This window comes from Micromonospora sp. CNZ296 (genome assembly GCF_007827635.1).
The window spans coordinates 282,355-305,763 of sequence record NZ_VISW01000008.1 but is presented as its reverse complement, the minus strand read 5'-3'; the positions used below and the strand labels follow the sequence as shown (position 1 = coordinate 305,763).

The 23,409-nt window shown below is 73.5% G+C and carries 17 protein-coding genes; 12 read left to right on the top strand and 5 right to left on the bottom strand.

From position 1 onward, the window contains the following. Positions 1 to 106 precede the first annotated feature (106 nt). Together pdxR and FB455_RS15995 are read left to right on the top strand one after the other, a co-directional pair. The gene (gene pdxR / locus FB455_RS16000; protein WP_030268338.1) at positions 107 to 1,579 is read left to right on the top strand and encodes a MocR-like pyridoxine biosynthesis transcription factor PdxR; all 1,473 of its coding nucleotides are present in this window, start codon (positions 107 to 109) and stop codon (positions 1,577 to 1,579) included. Positions 1,580 to 1,608: 29 nt separating this feature from the next. Then, entirely contained in the window at positions 1,609 to 2,283 is a 675-nt protein-coding gene (locus FB455_RS15995; RefSeq protein WP_013286949.1) for a pyridoxamine 5'-phosphate oxidase family protein, read from the top strand. A 23-nt stretch (positions 2,284 to 2,306) separates the two neighbouring features. Here the strand turns inward: FB455_RS15995 and FB455_RS15990 are convergent, their stop codons facing one another. Then, a complete protein-coding gene (locus tag FB455_RS15990) occupies positions 2,307 to 3,215 on the bottom strand; it encodes a helix-turn-helix domain-containing protein (protein WP_221488056.1) in 909 nt (302 codons plus the stop codon). 315 nt (positions 3,216 to 3,530) lie between these two features. On the opposite strand from FB455_RS15990, the gene FB455_RS15985 reads away from it, so the two are divergent. Genes FB455_RS15985 through FB455_RS15960 form a run of 6 tightly spaced genes read left to right on the top strand, consistent with a single transcriptional unit; the run spans position 3,531 to position 8,640 of the window. After that, the gene (locus FB455_RS15985) at positions 3,531 to 3,911 is read left to right on the top strand and encodes a cupin domain-containing protein (protein WP_013286951.1); all 381 of its coding nucleotides are present in this window, start codon (positions 3,531 to 3,533) and stop codon (positions 3,909 to 3,911) included. Beyond that, a complete protein-coding gene (locus tag FB455_RS15980; RefSeq protein WP_030268336.1) occupies positions 3,904 to 5,271 on the top strand; it encodes a class I tRNA ligase family protein in 1,368 nt (455 codons plus the stop codon). The genes FB455_RS15985 and FB455_RS15980 overlap by 8 nt, the downstream gene beginning before the upstream one ends. Continuing rightward, positions 5,264 to 6,307 carry an NAD(P)/FAD-dependent oxidoreductase gene (locus tag FB455_RS15975; RefSeq protein ID WP_030268334.1) on the top strand — a complete coding sequence of 348 codons (1,044 nt, stop codon included), beginning with the start codon at positions 5,264 to 5,266 and terminating at the stop codon, positions 6,305 to 6,307. The genes FB455_RS15980 and FB455_RS15975 overlap by 8 nt, the downstream gene beginning before the upstream one ends. Next, positions 6,307 to 7,566 carry a lysine N(6)-hydroxylase/L-ornithine N(5)-oxygenase family protein gene (locus FB455_RS15970; RefSeq protein ID WP_030268332.1) on the top strand — a complete coding sequence of 420 codons (1,260 nt, stop codon included), beginning with the start codon at positions 6,307 to 6,309 and terminating at the stop codon, positions 7,564 to 7,566. The genes FB455_RS15975 and FB455_RS15970 overlap by 1 nt, the downstream gene beginning before the upstream one ends. Continuing rightward, the gene (locus FB455_RS15965) at positions 7,557 to 7,946 is read left to right on the top strand and encodes an avidin-fold protein (protein ID WP_030268330.1); all 390 of its coding nucleotides are present in this window, start codon (positions 7,557 to 7,559) and stop codon (positions 7,944 to 7,946) included. Before FB455_RS15970 ends, FB455_RS15965 begins: the two co-directional genes overlap by 10 nt. Further along, positions 7,939 to 8,640 (top strand): LysE family translocator, encoded by a 702-nt coding sequence (locus FB455_RS15960; RefSeq protein WP_145753877.1) that lies wholly within the window; start codon positions 7,939 to 7,941, stop codon positions 8,638 to 8,640. Before FB455_RS15965 ends, FB455_RS15960 begins: the two co-directional genes overlap by 8 nt. Before the next feature lie 59 nt (positions 8,641 to 8,699). On the opposite strand, the gene FB455_RS15955 is transcribed toward FB455_RS15960, so the two are convergent. The 3 genes from FB455_RS15955 to FB455_RS15945 are packed head-to-tail and all read right to left on the bottom strand — an operon-like array spanning position 8,700 to position 13,772. Next, complete coding sequence (locus tag FB455_RS15955; RefSeq protein WP_145753875.1) at positions 8,700 to 10,223, bottom strand: class I SAM-dependent methyltransferase; 1,524 nt, start codon at positions 10,221 to 10,223, stop codon at positions 8,700 to 8,702. Positions 10,224 to 10,257: 34 nt separating this feature from the next. Continuing rightward, positions 10,258 to 12,054 carry an ABC transporter ATP-binding protein gene (locus FB455_RS15950; RefSeq protein ID WP_030268325.1) on the bottom strand — a complete coding sequence of 599 codons (1,797 nt, stop codon included), beginning with the start codon at positions 12,052 to 12,054 and terminating at the stop codon, positions 10,258 to 10,260. Further along, positions 12,051 to 13,772, bottom strand: coding sequence for an ABC transporter transmembrane domain-containing protein (locus tag FB455_RS15945; protein ID WP_030268324.1), 1,722 nt, complete (start codon positions 13,770 to 13,772; stop codon positions 12,051 to 12,053). The genes FB455_RS15950 and FB455_RS15945 overlap by 4 nt, the downstream gene beginning before the upstream one ends. Positions 13,773 to 13,942: 170 nt before the next feature. Here FB455_RS15945 and FB455_RS15940 point away from each other — a divergent pair, with 170 nt between their 5' ends. The 3 genes from FB455_RS15940 to FB455_RS15930 all read left to right on the top strand — a co-directional run bounded on the left by FB455_RS15940 (position 13,943) and on the right by FB455_RS15930 (position 18,496). Next, positions 13,943 to 15,934, top strand: coding sequence for an acyl-CoA dehydrogenase family protein (locus FB455_RS15940; protein ID WP_030268321.1), 1,992 nt, complete (start codon positions 13,943 to 13,945; stop codon positions 15,932 to 15,934). Positions 15,935 to 16,153: 219 nt separating this feature from the next. Continuing rightward, positions 16,154 to 17,404 carry a cellulose-binding domain-containing protein gene (locus FB455_RS15935; protein ID WP_013286961.1) on the top strand — a complete coding sequence of 417 codons (1,251 nt, stop codon included), beginning with the start codon at positions 16,154 to 16,156 and terminating at the stop codon, positions 17,402 to 17,404. A gap of 12 nt (positions 17,405 to 17,416) precedes the next feature. Further along, positions 17,417 to 18,496: a cellulose-binding domain-containing protein gene (locus tag FB455_RS15930; RefSeq protein WP_013286962.1), complete on the top strand. Its 1,080-nt coding sequence runs from the start codon at positions 17,417 to 17,419 to the stop codon at positions 18,494 to 18,496. Here the strand turns inward: FB455_RS15930 and FB455_RS15925 are convergent. Then, entirely contained in the window at positions 18,438 to 19,538 is a 1,101-nt protein-coding gene (locus FB455_RS15925; protein ID WP_013476355.1) for a LacI family DNA-binding transcriptional regulator, read from the bottom strand. The two genes, FB455_RS15930 and FB455_RS15925, sit on opposite strands and share 59 nt — an antisense overlap. 505 nt (positions 19,539 to 20,043) lie before the next feature. Here FB455_RS15925 and FB455_RS15920 point away from each other — a divergent pair. Beyond that, positions 20,044 to 23,373 (top strand): discoidin domain-containing protein, encoded by a 3,330-nt coding sequence (locus tag FB455_RS15920; protein ID WP_145753872.1) that lies wholly within the window; start codon positions 20,044 to 20,046, stop codon positions 23,371 to 23,373. The last annotated feature ends 36 nt before the right edge of the window (positions 23,374 to 23,409 follow it).

Below are 23,409 nucleotides of genomic sequence, written 5' to 3'. Positions count from 1 at the left end.
TCCAGTCAGGGTTGGCTGCGGTGATCACCTGCACCCAGGGATCCTGACCGATCGTCCTGACTAGACAGACACCGGGGTTACGAGACGTCCCTTAGGGTGCATTCGCATGACGGATTCGTGGGCCAATCCGGCGCGACGGCTCGGCAGCGACCTGCATCTGGAACTGTCCGGCGCCCGCGGCCGCCGGTCCGCGCTCATCCGCGCGCTGCGCGACGCCGTCCGGGACGGGAGACTGGCCGCCGGCACCCTCCTGCCGCCATACCGGTCCCTCGCCGCCGACCTCGGCCTGGCCCGCAACACCGTCGCCGCCGCGTACGCCGAACTGGTGGCCGAGGGATGGCTGGTCGCCCGGCAGGGCTCCGGTACGCGGGTGGCGCCGCGCACCGAGCCCGCCCGGGTCGCCCGCGTCCCGAGGCAGACGCCCGCGCGTCCGGCCCCGGCCGTGCACCACCTGCGGCAGGGGCAGCCGGATGCCGCCTCCTTCCCGCGCGCCGCGTGGCTGGCGTCCACGCGCCGCGCCCTGACCGCCGCGCCGAACGAGGCGTTCGGGCCGGGCGACCCGCGGGGCCGCCCGGAGCTGCGCCGGGCACTGGCCGGGTACCTGGCGCGGGCGCGGGGTGTCCGCACCACCCCGGACCGGATCGTGGTGTGTTCCGGTGTCGCGCACGCGCTGCGCCTGCTCTTCGGTGGCCGGGTTCTGCGCGGCCCGCTGGCGGTCGAGTCCTACGGCCTCGCGTTCCACCGCGCGATCCTGGCGGCGGCAGGCGTCCGTACCGTCCCGCTCACGCTCGACGCGGACGGCGCCCGCACCGGGGAGCTGACCGACCTCGCCGGGGTACGGGCGGCGCTGCTCACGCCCGCGCACCAGTTCCCCACCGGCGGGCCGCTGCATCCCCGGCGGCGCCTCGCCGCGCTGGGGTGGGCGGAGGGCCGGGACGGACTGGTGCTGGAGGACGACTACGACGGCGAGTTCCGGTACGACCGGGATCCGGTCGGCGCGGTGCAGGGCCTGGCCCCGGAGCGCGTGGTCTACCTGGGCTCGGTGAGCAAGAGTCTCTCCCCCGCGCTGCGTCTGGGCTGGATGGTGCTGCCCGAACGGCTCGTCGGCCCGGTGCTGGACGCCAAGGGTGAGCGGGAGGCGTGGGCGGGCGTGACGGACCAGCTCACCCTCGCCGACTTCCTCGACTCCGGCCGGTACGACCGGCACGTGCGCCGGATGCGGCAGCGGTACCGCGCCCGCCGCGACCGTCTCGTCGCCACGCTCGCCGCCCACGCCCCGCACGTCACGCCGACCGGCGTCGCCGCCGGGCTGCACGCCGTGCTGCGCCTGCCCGCGGGCACCGAGCGCCAGGTGGTCGAGGCCGCCGCCGCTCAGTCGATCGCGCTCGACGGGCTGGCCGGTTTCCGCCACCCGGACGCCACCATGCCCGCCCTCGACGGCCTCGTGGTCGGCTACGCCACGCCGCCCGAGCACGCGTACGCCGCCGCGCTGGAGGCGCTGTGCCGGATCCTTCCCCCGGACCCGCTCCCCCACCGGCCCGGCGGGCCGGCCCTTGAGGACCGCGGCCCGACCCGGTAGAAACGGCGGGGCCGACAGGAGAATCAGCCATGACCGATACCGACGGACGGTTGTCCGCGACGCCGCGTACGACACTGCGTCGGATGAAGGAGAAGGGGCACCGCGACCGCGCCGCCCTGTTCGACGTGCTCCGGGCCGCCTTCGTCTGCCATCTGGGCGTGCTGGTCGACGGCGGCCCGATGGTGGTGCCGACCGTCTACGGCTTCGACGACCGGCACCTCTACCTGCACGGCTCGGTGGCCAGCCGGAGCCTCACCACCGACGCCGAGGTCTGCGTCACGGTCACAGTGGTCGACGGCCTGGTCCTGGCGCGCTCGGTGTTCGAGCACGGGATCAACTACCGCAGCGCGATGGTCTACGGCCGGCCCCGGTGGGTGACCGACGCCGAGGAGAAGCTGTACGGCCTGCGGCTGCTGACCGAGCACGTGGCCCCCGGCCAGTGGGACCACGCCCGCCGCCCGAACCGGCGGGAGCTGGCGGCCACCGCGCTGCTGGCGCTTCCGCTGGCCGAGGCGTCGGTCAAGACGCGCAGCGGCCCGCCGGACGACGGCGACGGCCCGGACGCCGCCCTCGGGCTCTGGGCCGGCGAGCTTCCGCTGGTCGCGCGCTGGCAGCAGCCGGTGACCGACCCGGCGCTGCCGCCGGCGACGCCGGTGCCGGCGCACGTCGCCGCGCGCGACGGCACCCGCGCCGACCAGGGCTGACCGGCCGGGCGGCCCCGGTCCGTCTACCGGAGCTGGCGGGCCACCTCCGCCAGCGGCAGCCGGGGCTGGACGGCCGCGCGGGCGGCCACCACAGCCAGCGCCCGGGGTACGCCGGCGCAGTGCGCGATGATCTCCCGCACCGCCGCGCGCTCGGCGGTGAGGCGACGCTCGCCGAGGCGGGCGGCCAGCAGGTCCCACGCCTCGCCGGCGGCCAGCTCGTCGACCACGACCGGGCACGCGGCCTCGCCGACGACCAGGCCGGTGAGGCGGTCCCGGCTGGTCACGACCACCATGCAGCCGGGTACGCCGGGCAGCAGCGGCCGTACCTGGTCGGCGTCGCGGGCGTCGTCGAGCACGATGAGCATCCGGCGTCCGGCGAGCGCGCTGCGGTAGAGCCCGGTGCGCGCCGCCGGGCCGCACGGGACGCCGCCGGGTACGTCGAGCGCCTCGATCAGACCGCCGAGCGCCTCGGCCGGCGCCACCGCCGCCCTTCCCGGGTCGCTGCCGCCGAGCTGGACGTGCAGCACCCCGTCGGCGAACCGGGCGGCCGACCGGTGCGCCCAGCGCAGCGCCAGCGCCGTCTTGCCGATGCCGGACCGGCCGGAGAGGACGCACACGACGACGCTCGACATCCGCCGCGGTCCCCCGTCGAGCAGCCGGTCGAGTTGCCGCAGTTGTGCGGAACGGCCGGTGAAGCCGGGAATCTCCAGCGGTAGTTGCATGGGGCGGATCCGGGCTGCGGACGCCGGGTGGGCGGGCAGGCCGAGGACCTCACGGAGCAGCCGGACGGTCGCGGGCCGCGGACGGGTCACCCGCGACGACTCCAGGTTGCGGATGCTCCGGACGCTCAGTCCGGTGCGGGCGGCCAACTCCTCCTGTGTCAGGTTGGCCAGTCGCCGCGCGGTAGCGATTTCATGACCCAACGTATCCATGTAGCCGATCACAGCGTCGTCTCCGTACCGGTTCTGGTGGATTCATGCCGGTGGACCACCGAAGCCGAGGCCGCTGAGCGGGCAGTCAGCAGCGACATTGCCGGTGATCTGCCGGTGAAGCTCCTGTTGGCCAGACGAGGTTAAGTCCACAGTGGGTCCGACGCTATCGACCGGAGTCGAATCGACGGTCGACGAGACGGGCCCTTCCCGGCATCGGTGCAGCGTCGCAGAAGCAGCACTTCCGGTCACTCTCCGCAAACCTCAGACCCGTCCGGCGCGGGCCCGGCGGGCAGCGCGCCGACCAGGAGGACGAACATGCGAAGGTACGTCAGCGACACCGCCGAACTCACCGACGAGTACGGCATCCGGATCGGCCGCTGGACGCAGTACCGCGATCTCGGCCCGTTGCCGTTCGACGCCATGTGGTGCGTGATCCCGCCCGGTGGCAGCAGCAGCGAGGACGTCCACCCCGAGGTCGAGTTCGCCGTGGTGACCCGCGGCACGGCCATCTACGAGGCGGGCGGCGAGAAGGTCGAGGTGCCGACCGGTGGCGTGATCCTGCTCGAACCCGAGCAGAGCCACGTCATCCACAACCCCTCGCCGGAGCAGCCGCTCACCATCCTCAGCATCTACTGGATGCCCCGGCCCGACGACGCGGCGCAGGCCGGCGCGGACGACGGAGCCGGCCGTGACTGACGGGGCGGCCACGTCCTCCGGCGTGGTGCTGGTGGTGACGCCGCCACCGACGCCGAACGGGCCGCTGCACCTCGGGCACCTCAGCGGCCCGTACGTCGCCGGGGACGTCGCGGCCCGCGCGCTGCGTGCCGCCGGCCGGCGGGTGGTGACCCAGTGCGGGCTGGACGCGCACCAGAACTACGTGCCCGCCCGGGCGGAGGCGCTGGGCGAGACCCCGGCGGACACCGTCGCCCGGTACGGGTCGTCGATCCACGCCGCGCTGCGCGCCGCGCGCATCCGGTACGACGTCATGGCCGACCCGCTGGCCGACGAGGGCTACCGCCGGGCGGTCGCGAGCCTGCTCACCGAACTGGTGGAGGCGAAGGTGGTGGAGGTCGCCCCGGTGTCGCTGCGCGCGTGCGCGGCCTGCGGGCGGACCCTGCACCACGTCCGGGTCGCCGGGCGCTGCCCGGCCTGCGGCGCCGGCGCGAACGGCGGCACCTGCGAGGGCTGTGGCGGGTTCTGCACCGCCGCGAACCTGGCCGGCGCGCGGTCGACCTGCTGCGACGCCGCACCCGAACCGGTCACCCGCACGGTCCCGGTGCTGCGGCTCGACGAGCACCGGGAGCGGCTGGCCGAGTTCTGGTCCCGCGCGGTGCTGCCGCCCCGGCTGCGGCGCCTCGTCGCGTCGTACCTCGACGGCGGGCTGCCGGAGGTGCCGCTGGCGTACCCGACGGACTGGGGCATCGAGTGGGACGACGGCCTGCGCATCGACGTCTGGGCGGAGATGGCCCTGGCCAACCTGGTGCTGCCCGCCCGCCACCTGCGGCCGGACGCGGACACGCTGGCCGGGTACCTGGACGCGTGGCGGGACGTGGACGAGCAGTGGATCTTCCTCGGGGTCGACAACGCGTTCTACTACGCGCTGCTCATCCCGGCCCTGCACCTGGCCGCCGGGCTGCCCGACCGGCCGACCGGGCTGGTCGTGAACGAGTTCTACCGGCTCACCGGCGCCAAGTTCTCCACCAGCCGCGAGCACGCGATCTGGGCGCACGAGTTCCTAGCCACCGAGGACCCGGCTGTGGTCCGGGCGTTCCTGAGCTGGGACCGGCCGGACAGCTACGAGTCGGACTTCCGCCCGGAGGCGTACGAGGCGTTCGCCGCCCGGTACGCCGCGACCCTGGCCGGCACCACCGCCGGCCTGGACGGCGTCCTGGCCGACACCGAACTGACCCGCGGCGAGCAGGCGCTGCGCCTGGACCACTTCGACCCCGCCACCGCGGTCCGGGCGGCGCTGGCCGCGTACCCCGGTGCGCCGGAGCGGGCGGCCCGCCTGCTCGGCGTCGTCGGCGGCGCGGAACCGGCGGGTTCGGATGGGTGAGCCGCGCGTGCTCGTCGTCGGCGCGGGCATCAGTGGCGTCCTGCTCGCCCGGCGGCTGCGGGACGCGGGCGCCGACGCGGTCCTGATCGGCCCGCACGGCGGCGGCGCGGCCGGGCGGCCCGCCGACGCGACGGCCGCGTCCGGCGGACTGGTGCGTGCCTTCGAGCCCGATCCGGCCGCCCGGTCCCTCGCCGCCGCGAGCCTCGCCGAACTGCTGGCCGATCCGTCCCTCGCGACAGCGGCCGGGTGGCGGCGGACCGGCTCGCTCTACCTGCTCGACGCCCGGGCGGCGGCCGGCGTGGACGGCGCCGAGGTGCTGACCCGGGCCGAGATCGCCGACCGGTTCGGCTTCGCCGGGCTCCCGGACGGCACGGTGGGGATCTGGGAGGACCGGGCCGGCTACCTGGACCCGGACCGGCTGCGCCGGACCGTCCTGCGTGGCCTCGGCCGGACCGAGACCACACCGGTGGCCCGCCTCGACGACCGCGTGGTCGAGCTGCGCGACGGCCGCCGGCTCACCGGCGACCTCGTCGTCGTGGCCGCCGGGGCCTGGACCCCGCGTCTGCTGGGCGCCGCCGGGCTGCCGACCTCGCTGCGCACCAAGCACATCCAGTACGCCCACCACGTCACCGGCCGCGCCGAGCTGCCGTGCTTCGTGGACGAGACCAGCGGCCTCTACGGCCGGCCGGCCGGTCCGGGGCGGGTGCTGCTCGGGCTGCCCAGCGACAGGTGGGACGTCGACCCGCCGTCCCCCGAGCCGGACGCCGCACTGGCGGCACGGGTCCTGACCGTGGCGGCACGGAGGCTGCCCGGCCTGGACCCGCGACCGGCCGGCCCGCCGGTGAGCGCCACCGACTGCTACAGCGAACCCGCCGGGCTGGCCCTGCGCCACGTGGCCGGCGCGGTGCACACCTTCACCGGCGGCAGCGGCGGCGCCGCCAAGACCGTCCTGGCCGCCAGCCGGCTCGCCGCCACCGCCCTGCTGAACACCCGAACCGCGATCCCTGTCCCCCACGGCCAGACAGAGGCAGACTGATGACGCAGACCTTTCACACAGTGGGAATCGGCGCCGGGCCGGCGAACCTGAGCCTCGCGGCGATGTACGACACCCTCGCGCCGCACGACATTGCGCTGTTCGAGGCCCGCGACCGGCCGGGCTGGCACGACGGGATGCTGCACAGCGGCGTCCGCATGCAGACCGGCTGGGTCAAGGACCTGGTCTCGCTCTACGACCCGACCCACCCGCTGTCGTTCCTCAACTACCTGGTCACCACCGGCCGGGTGTACGCCCTGCTGGGCGCCGGGTTCGACACCATCCCCCGGATCGAGTACCAGCAGTACCTGGTGTGGGCGGCGGGCCGGCTGCCGCGCATCACGTACGGCACCCGCGTCGACCGGGTCGAGTTCGACGGCGCGCTGGTGAGCCGCAGCGGCGGTGCGGAGGTCGCCCGCTCCCGGCACCTGGTGCTCGGCAGCGGGACCGTCCCCTTCGTACCGGAGTTCCTGGACGCCCTCGACCCCCGGCACCTGTTCGTCGCCGACGAGCTGCACCAGCGCCTCGCCACGGTGCCGGACGAGCCGGACCTGCCGTGGATCGTGATCGGCAGCGGCCAGACCAGCGCGGAGTGCGTCGCGGCGCTGCTCGCCCGCGGGTGCCGCGACATCAGGTGGATCGGGCGGCGGTCGTGGTTCGCCCCGCTGGAGGACTCCCCGTCGGCGAACGACCTGTACCGGCCCGCCTACCAGGAGGCGTTCCTCACCCTGTCCCGGGACGTGCGGGAACGGCTCGTCTCCGGTCAGATCCTGACCAGCGACGGCATCTCCCCGGGCACGTTGCGCGGCGTCTACCAGCACAACTACGAGGAGCGGCTGCGCACCGGCCGGTTCCCGGTGACGATCATGCCGAGCCGTACCGTGACCGGCGCCCGGCAGCTCGACGGGGAGGTCGAGCTGGAGTGCCTGACCGCCGGCAGCGGCGAGGAACGGCACCGGGCGGTGAACCTCGTCGTCGCGGCGGGACGCCGGCAGGCGCCGCTGCCCTTCGACCCGGAGCTGACCGCGCTGATCGACCTGGACGAGCGCGGTGAGCCGGTCATCGAGTCGGACTACTCGATCCGGTGGAAGCACGCCGACGACCACAAGATCTTCGTGCTGAACCGGGGGCGGTACGTCCAGGGGCTCGTCGACTCCAACCTGAGCATCCTGCCGATCCGCAGCGCGATGATCCTCAACTCGATCGCCGGCCGCACGGTCTGCCGGTTCCGCGACGACTACCTGAGCACCCGATGGGCGTGAGCGCGATGACATCGTTCGACTACGACGACCGGATCTTCGTCTCCGTCGACCACGCCGGTGACGCCGACCCGTTGCGGGGGCACTACCACCAGCGCGGCGACCTGGTCTGGGCGGAGATCTCCGGCGGCTCGGTACGGCACGGACGGCTCGCCGGCACCTGCGACGCGCAGGGCGTGGTGCGTTTCGCGTACGTGGAGGTGCTCACCGACGGCAGCATCGTGGTCGGCGAGTGCGAGTCGCGGCCCGAGCGGCTGCCGGACGGCCGGATCCGGCTGCGCGAGCAGTGGCGCCGGCACGGGCCGCGCCGCGACAGCGGCGTCTCCGTCATCGAGGAGGCCGCCCCGGCCCGCATCGAGGCGAGGGAGGAGCAGCGTGTCTGACATCCAGATCGTCAGCTTCGTCGCGGCGAGCCTGCTCATCATCATCGTGCCGGGCGTCGACTTCGCCCTGGTCACCCGGCAGACCGTGCGGTACGGGCGGCGGGCCGGGTTCGTGGTGCTGGCCGGGCTGTTCGCCGCCGCCCTGGTGCACGCCTCGCTCGCCACCGCCGGCCTGTCCGCCCTGCTGGTGTCCTCACCGGCGCTCTACACGGTGCTGCGGGTCGCCGGCGCGCTGTACCTGCTCTACCTGGGCGGCACCATCCTCTGGGCCACCCGGCCACGACGGGCGGCGGCCCCGGCCGCGCAGCCGGTCACCGTGGGCGCGGGCGGCCCCGGGCCGGACGTGGACACCGGCCCGGTCGCCGCGCCGGAGACGGTGGCCGCCGACGAGCCGCACGTGGCCCGGCGCTCGTTCGTCATGGGCGTCACCAGCCAGCTGCTGAACGTCAAGGTGGTCGTCTTCTACGTCTCGTTCGTGCCGCAGTTCGTCAAGCCCGGCGACGGCGCTGCGGCCCGTACGGCGGTGCTGGCCGCCACGTTCATCGGCCTCGCCGTGCTCTGGTGGGCCTGCTACATCCTGCTCATCGACCGGTTGCAGCCCTGGCTGACCCGGCCGTCGGTGCTGCTGGTGATCGAACGGCTGACCGGGCTGATCCTGATCGTCCTGGCGGTACGGATCGCGCTGAGCCACTGAACCGCAGCACGGCGCCCGCCGGCCCGGCCGTCCAGCCGGTCCGGCGGGCGCTCGTGGTGTCAGGCGTTGCGCGGGCGGTGGGCGACGGTGAGGACGTGGGTGGTCGGCCAGTCCAGCGGCCGGCCGTCCAGGTCGGTCAGGGACGCGACGGGCGCGATCCGGTTGTCGATCACCCAGTCGTTGCGGACCGGCGCCGACGCGGGGCCGATCTCGAAGCCCGCCTCGGTGAGCAGCTCCGTCCAGTCGGCGAAGCTCAGGCCGCAGAACTGCTCCCTGGTCTCCGACAGCCAGTTGTCGGTGTAGTCCTTGCGGGTCAGGTAGTCCATCGCCGCGCCCAGGCCGAGACGTACCGCGCCGTCGGCCAGCGGCTCGTACGCGAAGCCGAACGCGAAGTCCACGGCGAACTGGTCCAGCCGGGCCCGCGTCGACAGTCCGGAGACGTACCGCCGGACCTCGGCCGAGGTCAGGTCGGCGAGATCCCGGCGCGGCGAGGCGGGGTTGTCCCCGTCGTCGGTGGTCAGCCGCAGGATCACCGGCCGGCCCGGCTCGTCCGGCCCGCACACGTCACTGTTGATCCAGACGCCGCCGGGCACCGTGTGGTCGTGGATGCGGCGGGCGAACTGGAGCAGCGACTCCCGCTGCCGCCCGTACGACCAGATCTCGTGGGTCAGCGCGAAGGTGAGCGTGGTGTCCACCGACCGGTCCTTGAACACCGCGCCGCCGAGGACGTTGCGGTGGAAGAAGTACACGTTGGCGTTGCGGAACACGCCCTGCGCCTTCTTGTGCAGGCACTCCTGGTAGAGGTGGCGGGCCACCTCCACACCGATCAGGTCGCTCTCCCGCAGCGCGGCCTCCCGGTCGGCCAGCTCCAGGACGGCGCCCGCGCCGCAGCCGATGTCCACGATGCGTCCGGGCTGCACGTACCGGCGCACCGAGTCCCACTTGCGTTGGGCGGCCGAGGCGAACGCCTCCACGTAGGTGCGGTAGTCGCGGGTCACGGTGAGGCCGCCCTCGTCGCCGACGAGCGGGTCGTTCACCACCGACCGGATCGCCTCGACCAGGCGGTAGCGCTCGAACACGTCGATCGTCGCCGGGTGGGTGAGCGTCCGCCAGCTCTCGTCGCCGGCGGCCAGGCGCAGCAGCACGTCCCACGGCCGTTCCGGCGTCCCGGGCAGGTCCGGATCCGCCTCGACCAGCGCGATCCCGAAGCCGAGGCGCTCGTACAGCTTGGCGACCTCCGGGGTGGAGCAGGCCACCACCGTGTCGGCGGGCGTGAGTTCGAGCCCGGTGGCCACCGCGATGCTCTTGAGCGTGACCTCGGCGAACGCGTCGGTGTACGCGGTGTCGAAGATCGGCACGGCCAGCGAGCGCAGCCCGCTGAGCACGCTGAACCGCTCGATCGCGGCCTCCCGCCTGTGGTACGCGACGGGGTTGCGCCTGGTGTTCTCGTGGTTGGCCGACGTCACCGCCCAGACCACTGTGGCCTCGTCGCCGGCGAGCCGGCGCAGGTAGTCGGCCTGGAACCGGGTCAGCAGGTGGTGCCGCCCCGGGAACAGCACGAAGCGGGTCGGCAGGTCGGTCATGGTCACCTCGCCTGGGCGGTGCAGCGGTCGGTGATCATACCGGGACGCGCCAGGAACGCCAGAGATGGCCGTACCGGCCGTCGGCGGCCAGCAGCTCCTCGTGCGTGCCCTGCTCCACGATCCGGCCGTGGTCGAGCACGACGATCCGGTCCGCGCTCACCGCCTGGCTGAGCCGGTGCGCCACGATCAGCGTGGTCCGCCCCTGCGTGGCCGCGAGGGCCGCCCGGTCCAGGTCGCGGGCCCCGGCGCTGCCGGCCTCGGCTGTCGCCTCGTCCAGCACGGCGACGGCCGGCGCGGTGAGCACCAGCCGGGCCAGGGCCACCTGCTGGGCCTGGGCGGCGGTGAGCCGGTGGCCGCCCTCGCCCACAGGCGTCGCCAGCCCGTCCGGCAGGGCACGCAGCCAGGTGGTGGCGCCGACCCGTTCCAGCGCGTCGAGCAGCTCGGCGTCGGTCGCGTCCGGCGCGGCCAGGCGCAGGTCCTCGGCGATCGGCCCGGCGAAGACGTGCACCTCCTGGCTGACCAGTGCGACGTCGCGCCGGGACGTGGCAGTGCCCGTCCCGGTCAGCGGCGCGCCGTCGAGGCGCACCGATCCGTCGGTGGGCGCGATGATCCCGGCGGCGATGCCGGCGAGCGTGCTCTTGCCCGCGCCGCTGGCGCCGACCAGCGCGACCCGCTCCCCCGGCGCCAGGCGCAGTTCGACGTCGGCGAGCACCAGCGGCCCGTCGTCGTAGTGGTGCCGGCGCACCGTGACGTCCAGCGCGGCCGGGCCGCGCGGGCTGGCGGGCGGGGCGGCCGGGCCGGAGGCGGTGGCCGGGCCGGTGTCGGGCAGGTTCGCCACGCCGACCAGCCGGGCGAGGCTCGCGCCGGCCTGCAGCACCGAGTCGGACTCCAGCAGCAGCAGGCCGATCGGGTTGAACAGGCGGTGGAAGTAGAGCGCGGCGGTGGTCGCCGCGCCGACGGTTACCAGGTCGTCGCGGACCAGGAGGAACCCGGCCACGAGCACGGCGGCCAGGCCGAGGAACTCCGACCTGTTGATCCGCAGCCCGAAGCGGGTGTGCAGGTTGAAGATCTCCAGCGACAGGTCGCGCGCCACGCCGGATCGCTCGGCGATGGCTGCCACGTGCGCGTCCTCGGTCCGGTACGCGCGCACCGTCGCCGCGCCGCGCAGCGCGCCGGCCATCGCCTGCGTCCGCTCGCCGGTGGCGACCCGCTCGCGGGCGTAGTAGGGCGCGGAGCGCCGCAGGTACCAGCGCAGCGCCAGCGCGTACGCGGGCGCTGCTAGCAGCCCGGCGAGGCCGAGCCGCCAGTCCAGCGCGACCAGCCCGAACACGGTGAGCACCACCGACAGCAGCGCGCCGACGAACGCCGGGCCGCTCACCGCGATCACGTTCGTCACCACCGCCACGTCGTCGCCGACGCGGGCCAGCAGGTCGCCGGTGCCGGCCCGCTCCAGCGTCGCGGACGGCAGGTGCAACGCGCGGTCGAGGACGCGCTCGCGCAGCCGGGCCAGCACCGTCTCGCCGAGCCGGGACGCGAGCGCGGCGCCGAGCGCCGTGAGCAGGCCGGTGAACACGGCGGCGCCGGCGATCACCGCCACCCGGCCGGCGATCCGGGAGACCGGGGCGTCGGCGATGACGTCGTCGACCAGGCGGCCGAGCACCCAGGGCGCGACCAGGCCACCCGCGGCGGCGACGACGAGCACGGTCGCCGCGGCGGCGCTGAGGCCGGGCCGGGCGCGGAACTGGGCGCCGAGCGTCGTCCAGGTCTGCCGGGCGGACGCGACAGGCAGCAACGTCCGGCCGGGTTCGGCGGTACGCGGGTCAGCGGTCACCGCAGTGTCTCCTCGCGGTAGCGGGCGTCGGAGGCCAGCAGGTGCTCGTGCGGTCCCTCGGCGGCCACCCGGCCGTCGGCGATCACCACCACCCGGTCGGTGATCCGCAGCAGGGCCGGGCTGCTGGTGATCAGCAGGGTGCCCCGGGGCCCCACCCGGCGCGTTTCGGCCAGTCCGTCGGCGAGCTGCGCCTCGGTCGCGGCGTCGACAGCGGTGGTGGGATCGTGCAGCACCAGCACGGGCGGGTCGGCGTGCAGCGCCCGGGCCAGCCCGAGCCGCTGGCGCTGGCCGCCGGAGAGGTTCGCGCCCCGCTCGACGAGCCGGTGGTCGAGGCCGCCGGGGTGTGCGTCCACGACGTCCTGGGCCGCGGCCGCCCGGACGGCGGCGTGCAGCCGCGCCTGGTCGGCCGGGGCGCCGGCGGCGAGGTTGGCCGCCACCGTGCCCTCGAAGAGCGTCACGTCGTGCGGCTCGACGAGCACGGTGCCGCGCAGCGCGTCGACGTGCAGGTCGTCGGCGGGCACGCCGTCGACACGCACGGTGCCCCGGCACGCGTCCGGCGACACCCGCCCGGACAGCAGCGCCACCAGCGCTTCGGCGTCGGCCGGGTCGTACGCGAGCACGCCCACCACCTCGCCGGGGCCGACGCGCAGGTTCACCCCGTCCAGTCCGGCGTGCCCGACGTCGTCGAGGGCCAGCCGTGGCCCGTCCGGGTGGGCCGGCGCCGACGCGTCGCCGGGCCGGGTCAGCGGCTCGGCGCCGAGCACGCGCACCACCCGGGCGGCGGAGGCGCGGGCCATCGCGAACAGTTGCACGCACCAGCCCATGGTCTGCACCGGCTCGGCCACGAACTGCGCGAGTCCGACCACTGTGACCAGCTCGCCGATGGTGAGCCGGCCGCGCAGGGCGAGCCAGCCGGCCACCCCGGCGACCGCCGCGAGGAACAGGCCGTTGGCGGCGGTGGTGAGCCCGAGATGCAGTCCCTTGGTGTTGGCGGCGCGCAGCGTCACCGCGAGCGCGTTGCGGCTGGCGGCGGCGTACCGGCCGGCGGCGTGGTGCTGGGCGCCGATGCCGCGCAGCACGCGCAGGCCGGAGACGAGGTCCACGGCGAGCGCCGTGGTCTCCGCGAGGGCCTCCTGCTGGGAGGTGCTGCGCCGGGACAGCAGCGGCGCCATCCGTTGCAGTACGAGGACCAGCACCGGTACGCCGACGAGCACGCCGAGCCCGAGGGGGATGTCGATGACCAGCAGCGCGGTCGCCGCGACGGTCAGCGCGGTCACCGCGGCGACACCGAATCCGGCGACCCGCACCACGAGCGCGGAGAGTTCGGCGTCGGAGGCGGCGACCGAGAGCAGTTCGCCGTCGCGCAGGCCGGAACGGTGTCCGCGCGGGTCGAGCGCGCGCTCGGCGATCTCCACCCGCAGCAGGTGCGCCTCCCGCTCCACCGCCGCGAACGCCTGGCGGGCGCCGTTGCGGTAGGCGAACGCGAGCACGGCGAACAGGGCCGCGAGGCCGGCGACCGAGTACGCCAGCGCCCACGGGTCACCGGTCACCACGGCGCGGTCGATGATGACGCCGATCGCCACCGGCACGAGCGCCTCGGCGACCTGGTGCAGGCCGAGCAGCGTGACGCCGATCAGCACCGGCCGTCGCTGGCGGCGCAACGCCTGACGCAGCACGTACCGGGCCGTGACGGCGCCGCCGGCGGGATGCGGGGACACGAGGGGTTGCCTCCAGTGCTCGAAGTGAGGACAGCCTAACCTCAGCCTCCGGGGTGGCCGAGGCGGGTGGCACGGCTCACCACAGCCTCCGCCAGCGGGGCACGGTGACCGCCGGTAATGTTGATCAGGCCGAGAGTGCACCCATATGTCCGCTGCCCCGAGGAGCGACCATGCTCGATCACGCGTCCGGCCGAATCGACATCGCCCGCCTTCAGGAGACGCTCGACGGACCGTGGGCCGAGGTCCGCCAGGCCCACCGCAAACACCTCGACGAACGCTTCCTCCCGGTCTACGGCGAGACCGGCGACCAGGCGCGCGAGCGGATCACGCGGCTGCTCGGCGAACTCCCGGTCGAGCTGGGCATCGCCGCGGGCTTCCCGGCCGAGTACGGCGGCCGGTCCGACGTGGGCGCCTCGATCGTCGCCACCGAGATGCTGGCGCAGGTCGACCTGTCACTCATGGTGAAGGCCGGCGTGCAGTGGGGCCTGTTCGGCGGCGCGGTCGCCGCGCTCGGCACGAAGCGGCACCACGACGCCTACCTGCGGGACATCGTCGAGGGCCGGATCTTCGGCTGCTTCGCGATGACCGAGACCGGCCACGGCTCGGACGTGCAGCAGCTGCGCACCACCTGTGTGTACGACCCGCAGACGCGGACCTTCGACCTGCACACGCCGCACGAGGCGGCACGCAAGGACTACATCGGCAACGCGGCCCGGGACGGGCGGATGGCTGTGGTCTTCGCCCAGCTGATCAGCGGTGGGCGCCGGCACGGGGTGCACGCGTGGCTGGTGCCGATCCGCGACGAGCACGGCAACCCGATGCCCGGCGTGACCATCGGCGACGCCGGACCCAAGGCCGGCCTGCTCGGCGTCGACAACGGGCGGCTCAGCTTCGACCACGTACGGGTGCCGCGGGACATGCTGCTGGACCGGTACGCGCAGGTGGCCGAGGACGGGACGTACTCCAGCGCGATCGAGAACGACTCCCGCCGGTTCTTCACCATGCTCGGCACGCTGGTGCGGGGCCGGGTCAGCGTGGGCGGCGCCGCGTCGGCGGCCACCAAGGCGGCGCTGGCCATCGCGGTGCGCTACGGCGACATCCGCCGTCAGTTCAGTGACGCCGAGGGTGACCGCGAGGTGCTCCTCAACGACTACCTGGCCCACCAGCGCAAGCTGCTGCCCGCGCTGGCCACCACGTACGCGCTGCACTTCGCCCAGACCGAGCTGGTCGCCGCGCTCGACGAGATCCAGGGCGGCGACGGGCCGGTCGACGAGCACCGGCAGCGGGAGCTGGAGTCCCGTGCCGCCGGGCTCAAGGCGGCGCAGACCTGGCACGCCACACGCACCATCCAGGCGTGCCGGGAGGCGTGCGGCGGCGCCGGCTACCTGTCCGAGAACCGGCTGCCCAGCCTCAAGGCCGACACCGACGTGTTCACCACGTTCGAGGGCGACAACACGGTCCTGCTCCAGCTGGTCGCCAAGGGGCTGCTGACCGGCTACCGGGACGAGTTCGGCTCGTTGGACGGCTGGGGGCGCGCCTCGTTCGTCGCCGAGCAGGTACGCGAGATGGTGCTGGAACGCACCGCCGCGCGGGCGCTCATCGCGCGGCTGGTCGGTGCCGTGCCGGGCCGGGACGACGAGGTCGCCGTCACCGACCGGGGCTGGCAGCTCAAGGTGTTCGAGGACCGCGAGGAGCACCTGCTCGACAGCGCGGTCCGCCGCCTGCGCGGTGGCGCCTCCACCAAGAAGGACCGTCCGTTCGACATCTTCAACGACGTGCAGGACCACGTCCTCGCCGTCGCCGCCGCGCACGTCGACCGGGTGACCCTGGAGGCGTTCGTCGCCGGTATCGACGCGACAGCCGACCCGGCGGTCAAGGAGCTGCTGTCCCGGGTCTGCGACCTGTACGCGCTGAGCGTCATCGAGGCGAACAAGGGCTGGCTGATGGAGCACGGCCGGCTCACCCCGGCCCGGTCCAAGGCGATCACCGGCGTGGTGAACGGGCTGCTCAAGGAGCTGCGCCCGTACATGCGCACGCTGGTGGACGGTTTCGCCATCCCGGACGCGTGGCTGCACGCCGCGATCCTGCGGGAGGAGCCGGCACGGCAGGAGACGATGGCCGCCCACGACGCCGCCACCGACCCGCGGTCCGCGCCGGTCTGACCGCCCCGCGGCGCTGATCCGCCGTACCGCCGGATGTGCCCCTGCCGGGGCCGTCCGGCGGTTGCGCGCTGTCCGCCTGCCACGTGGGCCGGTCCTTGACGAAAACCTTTTCGGGCTCCATGGTGGTCGAGAAAGCAATAGATGCTAATCGATTTCACCTAGGACGGCGCGACGGCTGTTCCCGGGCCGCCGCCCCGACCGAGAGGAGAGGAGAGGTCCGTGACATCAGCGAGAGGTGGCGCGCGGCTGGCGGTCGTCCTGGCCGCCACCCTGACCACTGTGGCCGGCGCGGCGCTCGTGGTCACCGGGGCGCAGGCGGCGGCGCCCGGATGCCGGGTCGACTACCGGGTGACCAGCCAGTGGCCGGGCGGATTCGGCGCCGACGTGACGATCGCCAACCTCGGCGACCCGGTCACCGGCTGGACGCTGGCCTGGTCGTACGCGGCCGGACAGACGGTGACGCAGGCGTGGAACGCGAGCGTCAGCCAGAGCGGCACCCGGGTCACCGCGACGAACGCCTCCTACAACGGCTCCCTGGGCACCGGCGCCGCGGCCTCGTTCGGCTTCAACGGCGCCTTCACCGGCACCAACCCGGCGCCCACGTCGTTCACCCTGAACGGAACGGCCTGCACCGGGGCGCCGACCACGCCCGCTCCCACGACGCCCGCGCCGACCACACCGGCGCCCACCCCCACCTCCGGCCCCACCACGCCAACCCCCGGCTCCGGCTGGAACCCGCCGTCGAACCTGGCCGGACCGCTCAACCAGGTCTGGCAGCACGTGGAGCAGACCTACAACAACGGCAACCTGTACGGCTTCCGCAACTACGGCTGGGACCAGCTGTTCGCGAACCGGGGCTACATCAACTACTGCGTCCGATGGGACTCGTCGGCCACCGTGACGGCGGCGCAACGTGACCAGATCCAGGCCGCGCTGGCCCGCCAGTACAAGAAGTGGATGAACGTCCTGGCCGGCCACAACGGCTTCCCCTACACGGACGTACCGGTGAAGGTGGTCGGCTGGGCGGTGCGGGACCGCAACCAGTTGCAGTGGTCCGACAACTCGGTCGACATCTACGTCAACGACATCCGGGAGAACGCGCCGCAGTGCAGCGAGCCGTGCGGCCGGTTCTTCAACCAGAACGGCCAGTACCCGAACTGCCCGGGTGGCGCCGGCCGCCACTACGACCACTCGCTCTGGCTGACCGACGGGTTCGGCGGCGGCGCGGGCGGCGACTGGGGGCAACGGATCGGCCGGGAGTACTTCATGTCCAACCTCGGCAGCGACAACATCCACATCCTGCTGCACGAGATCGGGCACACCTACGGCCTCGACGACTTCTACGACTGGGACCCGCTGCCGGGCCAGGGCTTCGTCATGAAGGCCGGCAGCGCCGCCTCGATCACCGATTTCGACGCCTGGATGCTGCGCGACTGGTGGCGGCACCTCAAGAGCCGCTACGGCTACTGACGGGGGTGCCCGATGCGTGCAAACCCGTTCCGTCTCGCGGCGGCGACGCTCGCCGTGATCCTGGCCGGCGCCGTCGTGGCGACCGGCGGCGCCGGCCACGCGGCCGCCGCGGGCTGCCGGATCGCGTACGCGGTCAGCTCCCAGTGGCCGGGCGGCTTCGGCGCGAACGTGCAGGTCACCAACCTGGGCGACCCGATCAGCGGCTGGACGCTGCGCTGGTCGTTCACGGCCGGGCAGACAGTCACCCAGGCATGGAACGCGACGGTGGCGCAGAGCGGCGCCGCTGTCACCGCGACGAACGTCAGCTACAACGGCGGCCTCGGCACCGGGGCGTCCGCGTCGTTCGGCTTCAACGGGTCCTGGAACGGCTCCGCCAACCCGGCCCCGAGCGCGTTCACCCTCAACGGCGTCGCCTGCACCGGCGGTACGCCGCCGACGTCGGTACCGCCGGCCCCGACCGCCACGCCGGCACCGACCGGGACCGCGCCGCCGCCCGGCGGCACACCGCCGCCGGGCACCGTGCGCGTCTACTGGCTCAAGCCCTCCGACGTCGCGTACGACCAGCGGTGGCCGGACGGCATCGCCGCCGTGATGCGCGAGGCCCAGCGGTACTACCGGCAGGAGCTGGGCCGGACGTTCACACTGAACAACCCGGTGGTGGAGGTGGTCGACGGCGACCACGTCAAGTCCTGGTACGAGAACACCCCGAACGGCTCCGACCGATACTGGTGGTCGGTGTTCAACATGCAGCAGGAGCTGATGCGCAAGCTGAGCCTGCGCGCACCGGACAACCGCTGGATCAACGTGGGTGAGATCAGCGCCGAGGGTCCGGGCGCCGGGGGTGGCGGCGGTGGCGGCTGGGTGATCCTCTGCCAGCACGACGCCGACGGCGCGGCGGGCGTGAACGGCCCGATGAACCGCTGGTACGGCGGCATGGTGCACGAACTCGGCCACGCGCTCGGGTTGCCGGACTCGACGTCGACGGACGGCACCCCGATGTCGGCCTCGTTCTACGACTATCCGAACACGCACTTCAGCCAGGCACAGAAGAACCAGATCCTCGCCGGCCCGTACGGCGCCTTCCTGTCCTGACGCCCTCCGCCGGCCCGTCCCCGAGCGGGGGCGGGCCGGTGGAGTCCCGGACCACCAGGCGGCCGGGGTGCCGGATGACGCCGCGCGACGGGTTGCCGTCCAGCGCCGCGAACAGGTACTTGACCGCCGTGGCGCCGAGTTGTTCCAGGTTCAGGTCCACTGTGGTCAACGGCGGACGGCAGTCGGTGGCGAAGACCTCCCAGTTGTCGTACCCGACCACCGCCACGTCCTGCGGCGTACGGCGGCCGAGGTCGCGCAGCGCCTCGACCACCCCGGTGGCGATCTGGTCGTTGCCGCAGAAGACGGCGTCCGTGTCCGGCGAGGCGTTGATCACCATGGCCGCCGCCTGCCGGCCCCAGCGCTGCGACCAGTCGCCGTAGCGGGGACCGCCGCCGACCAGCGGCAGACCCGCCTCGCGCAGCACCGCCTCCAGGCCGACCACCCGGTCGCGGGCGGCCCGGTAGGTCTGCGGGCCGGTGATGTGGGCGATGCGGCGGCGGCCCAGCGACACCAGGTGCTCGGCCGCGAGCCGCCCGCCGCCCTCGTCGTCGGCGAGGACGGACAGGTCGTCCGGGTCGTCCGACTCGCCGTAGACGTAGACCGCCGGGACGGGCAGGTCGCGGCTCAGCGACGGCCGGATGTCGTTGGAGTCGCCGAGGATGACGAAACCGTCGACCTGACGTGACAGCAGCGTCCGGATGTGGTGCTGGCGGCGGATGACGTCGCCGCGGGCGTCGCACAGCAGCACGCACATCCGCTCGTTGCCCAGGGCGTTCTCCACTCCCCTGAGGACGGGGAAGGCGAACCGCTCGCCGAGCGTCTCGGTCAGCAGCCCGATGGTGTGGGAGCGTCCGGAGATGAGCCCCCGGGCCAGCCCGTTCGGCTGGAAGGAGAGCTGCTCGGCGGCCTGCTGCACCCGCCGGCGGGTGGCCGGTGCCACCTCCTCACGGGCGTTGAGCGCCTTGGACGCGGTGGCCACCGACACGCCGGCCAGCTTCGCCACATCCATCAGAGTCACCGACTGCGAACGTCGTCTACGCACCGAGATCCCCTTCGGGCCGGGGCTGGATCACCGAGGCAGCCACCGAGGCGTACCGACTATACCCGACCCCGCGGCCGATTTCTGAAAAGGATTTCGAGCACCGCGCCTGTGCCGGCCACCACCGGCGCGTACCGCCGGCCCGCCCGCCGACACCTCTCGCCCGAAAGCTTTTCGGACGATCGGCGCCCCGGCCGGCACCCCGTCTGCCGCACACCGAACGGCTCCCGGGCTGCGCAGAGGATTGACAGCCTCCGATGCGGTGGTATGTTGCTGAAAAGGTTTTCGGCTCAGGTCGGCGGGGCAGCCGGCCGGCCGGGCGAGGCAGTCGCCGACGACCGGGCGTCGACGACCGGGGGCCGTTCCACCCGCCGCGCACGCGGGTCACGACGACCGCCCGAAACCGGTACGAGGTGTCACCCCGACCGCCGCCCCGCCGCGGTACCGGCGGTCCGGCCTGTCGCGGTGCAGTTCTCATCCCGACAACGAAAGGTCTCGGTGAGCACCCATGAACACATGGGATCCTCCCGGAAGTCCACACCTCGATCGGGCCGGGCCGGAGGTGCGCACGTCGCCACCCCCGGCCGTCCGCCGGTTCCGGCGGGTCACCGGAGCGGCGCTCGCCCTGGTGGTCGTCGGCGCGCTCACCCCGGTGGCCGCGAGCCCCGCACAGGCCGCTCAGACCATCGGCTATCCCACCTTCGGCGGCCCGGCGGTCCCGCAGCCGCCGGTCGGGTACACCACCGGCAACATGATGCAGTCGATCTACGACGCGGAGAAGGCGGGCACCGACTTCTGGATCGACCGGCTGCTGTCGCGCTCCGGCGGCGGCGATCCGTCCGACGCCGACGGCGGGATCCTGATGACCCGCGGGCGGGCCCTGTTCATGAAACAGCACAACCCGGCGGTGATCGGCTTCGGCGGCCGGGTGGCGTATTGGGAGAGCATCAGCGACGCCGCCGCGTACTCGATCGCGCTGGGCCCGGGGACGTTCACCGAGCAGAGCAGCCAGCGCTGGCAGGCGCCCAGCCATTGGAGGAGCGTGTACGCCGGGGGCTCGGTGCAGGCCACAGTCACCAAGTTCATCACCGACAACAACGTCGCGGTCACCAACCTGTCGATCAGGAACAGCGGCGGCGCACCTGTCACACTCACCCTGCGGGCCACCTCGCCGTACGCGTCGTCCGGCAGCGGCAACGAGCTGACCGGGTCGACCGGGGTGAAGAACGGCCTCACCACGCTCGCCACCAGGCTGGCCGGTGACGGCTTCACCGCCTCCGGCGGCGCGCTGACCCGGACGGTCACCGTCGCCGCCGGCGCCACGCTGCAGACCAAGGTGGTCATGGGGTTCACCGCGCGGGAGATCCCGCAGTCGTCGACCGACTACCTGAGCTACCGCGACGCCACCCCGGACGCCGCGTTCGCCACCCACGTCCGTGCCTACCACAGGTGGTGGGCCGAGAACGTCCCCTACATCGACGTGCCGGAACCGGCGATCAAGAAGAACATCTACTACCGCTGGTGGCTGATGCGCTTCAACCACCTCGACGCCGACATCCCCGGGCAGACCTTCCAGTTCCCGACGTCGGTGGAGGGCGCGCTGGGCTACAACAACGCCATCGCGTTGACCCAGCCGATGCACATCGACGACCTGAAGTACCTGCGCGACCCGAAGTACGCCTACGGCGACTGGCTCTCGGTCGGTCAGGTGTCCAAGGGCGGACGCTTCCTGGACAACCCCGGCGACCCGGAGAACTGGTCCAACAGCTACACCCAGTACATCGCCGAGGCGGCCTGGCGCAGCTACCAGCTCCACGGCGGCCAGCCCGGCATCGCGGCGAGCCTCGCCCGCTACGCCGAAGGCGACGTCAAGGGCCAGCTCGCCCACTACGACCGCGACGGCAACGGCATCATCGAGTACGACTGGGGCGCGCTGACCGGCAACGACGCCGACGCCGTCTCGTTCCACTGGCGCCCCGGCAACCTGGATCGGGCCGAGGGCGCGTACCAGTACAGCGGCGCGCTGGCCGCCGCGCAGGCGTACGAGGCGGTCGGCAACTCGGCCAAGGCCGCCGAGATGCGGGCCCTGGCCGCCCGGATCCGCAACGCGATCGTCACGGTGCTCTGGAACCCGGCCGACAACCTGCTGGAACACCGGCACGTGGCGACGAACGCCCACGTGCCGTGGAAGGAGATCAACAACTACTACCCGTACGCGGTCGGCCTGATGCCCGCCACCGATCAGTACAAGCAGGCGCTGCGCCTCCTCGCCGACCCGGCGGAGTACCCGATCTTCCCGTTCTACACCGCCAACCAGCGGGACAAGGCCGCCGCGGCGGCCGCCGGCTCGCCCGGCAGCAACAACTTCTCCACCATCAACTCCACAGTGCAGTTCCGGTTGCTCTCCTCGGTCCTGCGCACCTACCCCAACCAGTGGGTCGGCCCGGAGGACTACAAGAAGCTGCTCTACTGGAACGTCTGGGCCCAGTACGTCAACGGCGACACCCGCTGGCCCGACGCCAACGAGTTCTGGGCCGACTGGAACCCGGGCGGCAAGCGCATCGACTACCGCTCCTGGATTCACCACAACATCCTCGGCAGCAGCAACTGGACGGTCGTCGAGGACGTGGCCGGTCTGCGGCCGCGCAACGACAACCGGGTCGAGTTGTCGCCGATCGCCATCGGCTGGCCGAACTTCACAGTCAACAACATCCGCTACCGCAACAGCGACCTGACCATCGTCTGGGACGACCCGGGCGACGGGGTGACCCGGTACCCGGGCGTCCCCGAGGGGTACTCGATCTACGTCAACGGGAACCGGGCCGTCACCGTCGACAAGCTCGTGCCGCTGGTCTTCGACCCGTCCAGCGGATCGGTCAGCTTCCCCGGCGCCACCGCCGGTGTCACCTTCAGCACGCCGGTGCCCGGCATGCGGGCCCCCAACCAGGTGGTCCACAGTGACGCCGGCACGGTGGACCTGCTCGCCAAGGCGGGGGTGGATCTGAGCGCGAACCTGCCCGACCTCGCCGACGGCGCGAGAGTAACGGCCTCGACCACCGCGAGCGGCACCAGCGCCGGCGCCGCGATCGACGGCTACCCGACGAACGAGCCGTTCTGGGGCGCCGGCGGGTCCGCCGCCCAGGACTGGTACGAGATCGACTTCGGTTCGCCGAAGACCGTCGACGAGCTGCGCCTGTACGTCAAGGACAGCCGCCCGGCCGGCGCCACCTACCGGCCGCCGGCGTCGTACCAGGTCCAGTACCACGACGGCAGCGCCTGGGTGAACGTCGGCGCACAGGTCGGCACGCCGGCGGCACCCCAGGGCAACTACAACAACGTCCGCTTCGCCGCGGTTGCCGCCCAGCGGATCCGGGTGGTGCTGACGCACGCCAGCGGCGCGCGGTCCGGCCTGACCGAGGTGCAGGCCTACCACCGCGGCGGGTCCACGCCACCGGCCTCCACCTCGTACGAGGCGGAGGCGAGCGGCAACACCCTGACCGGGCAGGCCGCGGTGCGCTCCTCGGCCGGCGCCTCCGGCGGCGCGCTCGTCGGCTACGTCGGCAACGGCACCGCGAACACGCTGCGGTTCACGAACGTCACGGCGAACGCCGCCGGACCGCGCACTGTCACCGTCTCCTACGCCTCGGCCGAGGCCAGATCGACACAGATCAGCGTCAACGGAGGCGCCCCGGTCACTGTCGCCACCCCGGGCACCGGCGGCTGGGACACCGTCGGCACGGTCAGCGTCACGCTCCCGCTCAACGCGGGCACGAACACCCTCACCTTCGGCAACACCGCGGGCTGGGCGCCGGACCTCGACCGCATCCAGGTCAGCTGAGCCGCGGCGGTGGGAGGCCCCGCCACCCACCGCCGC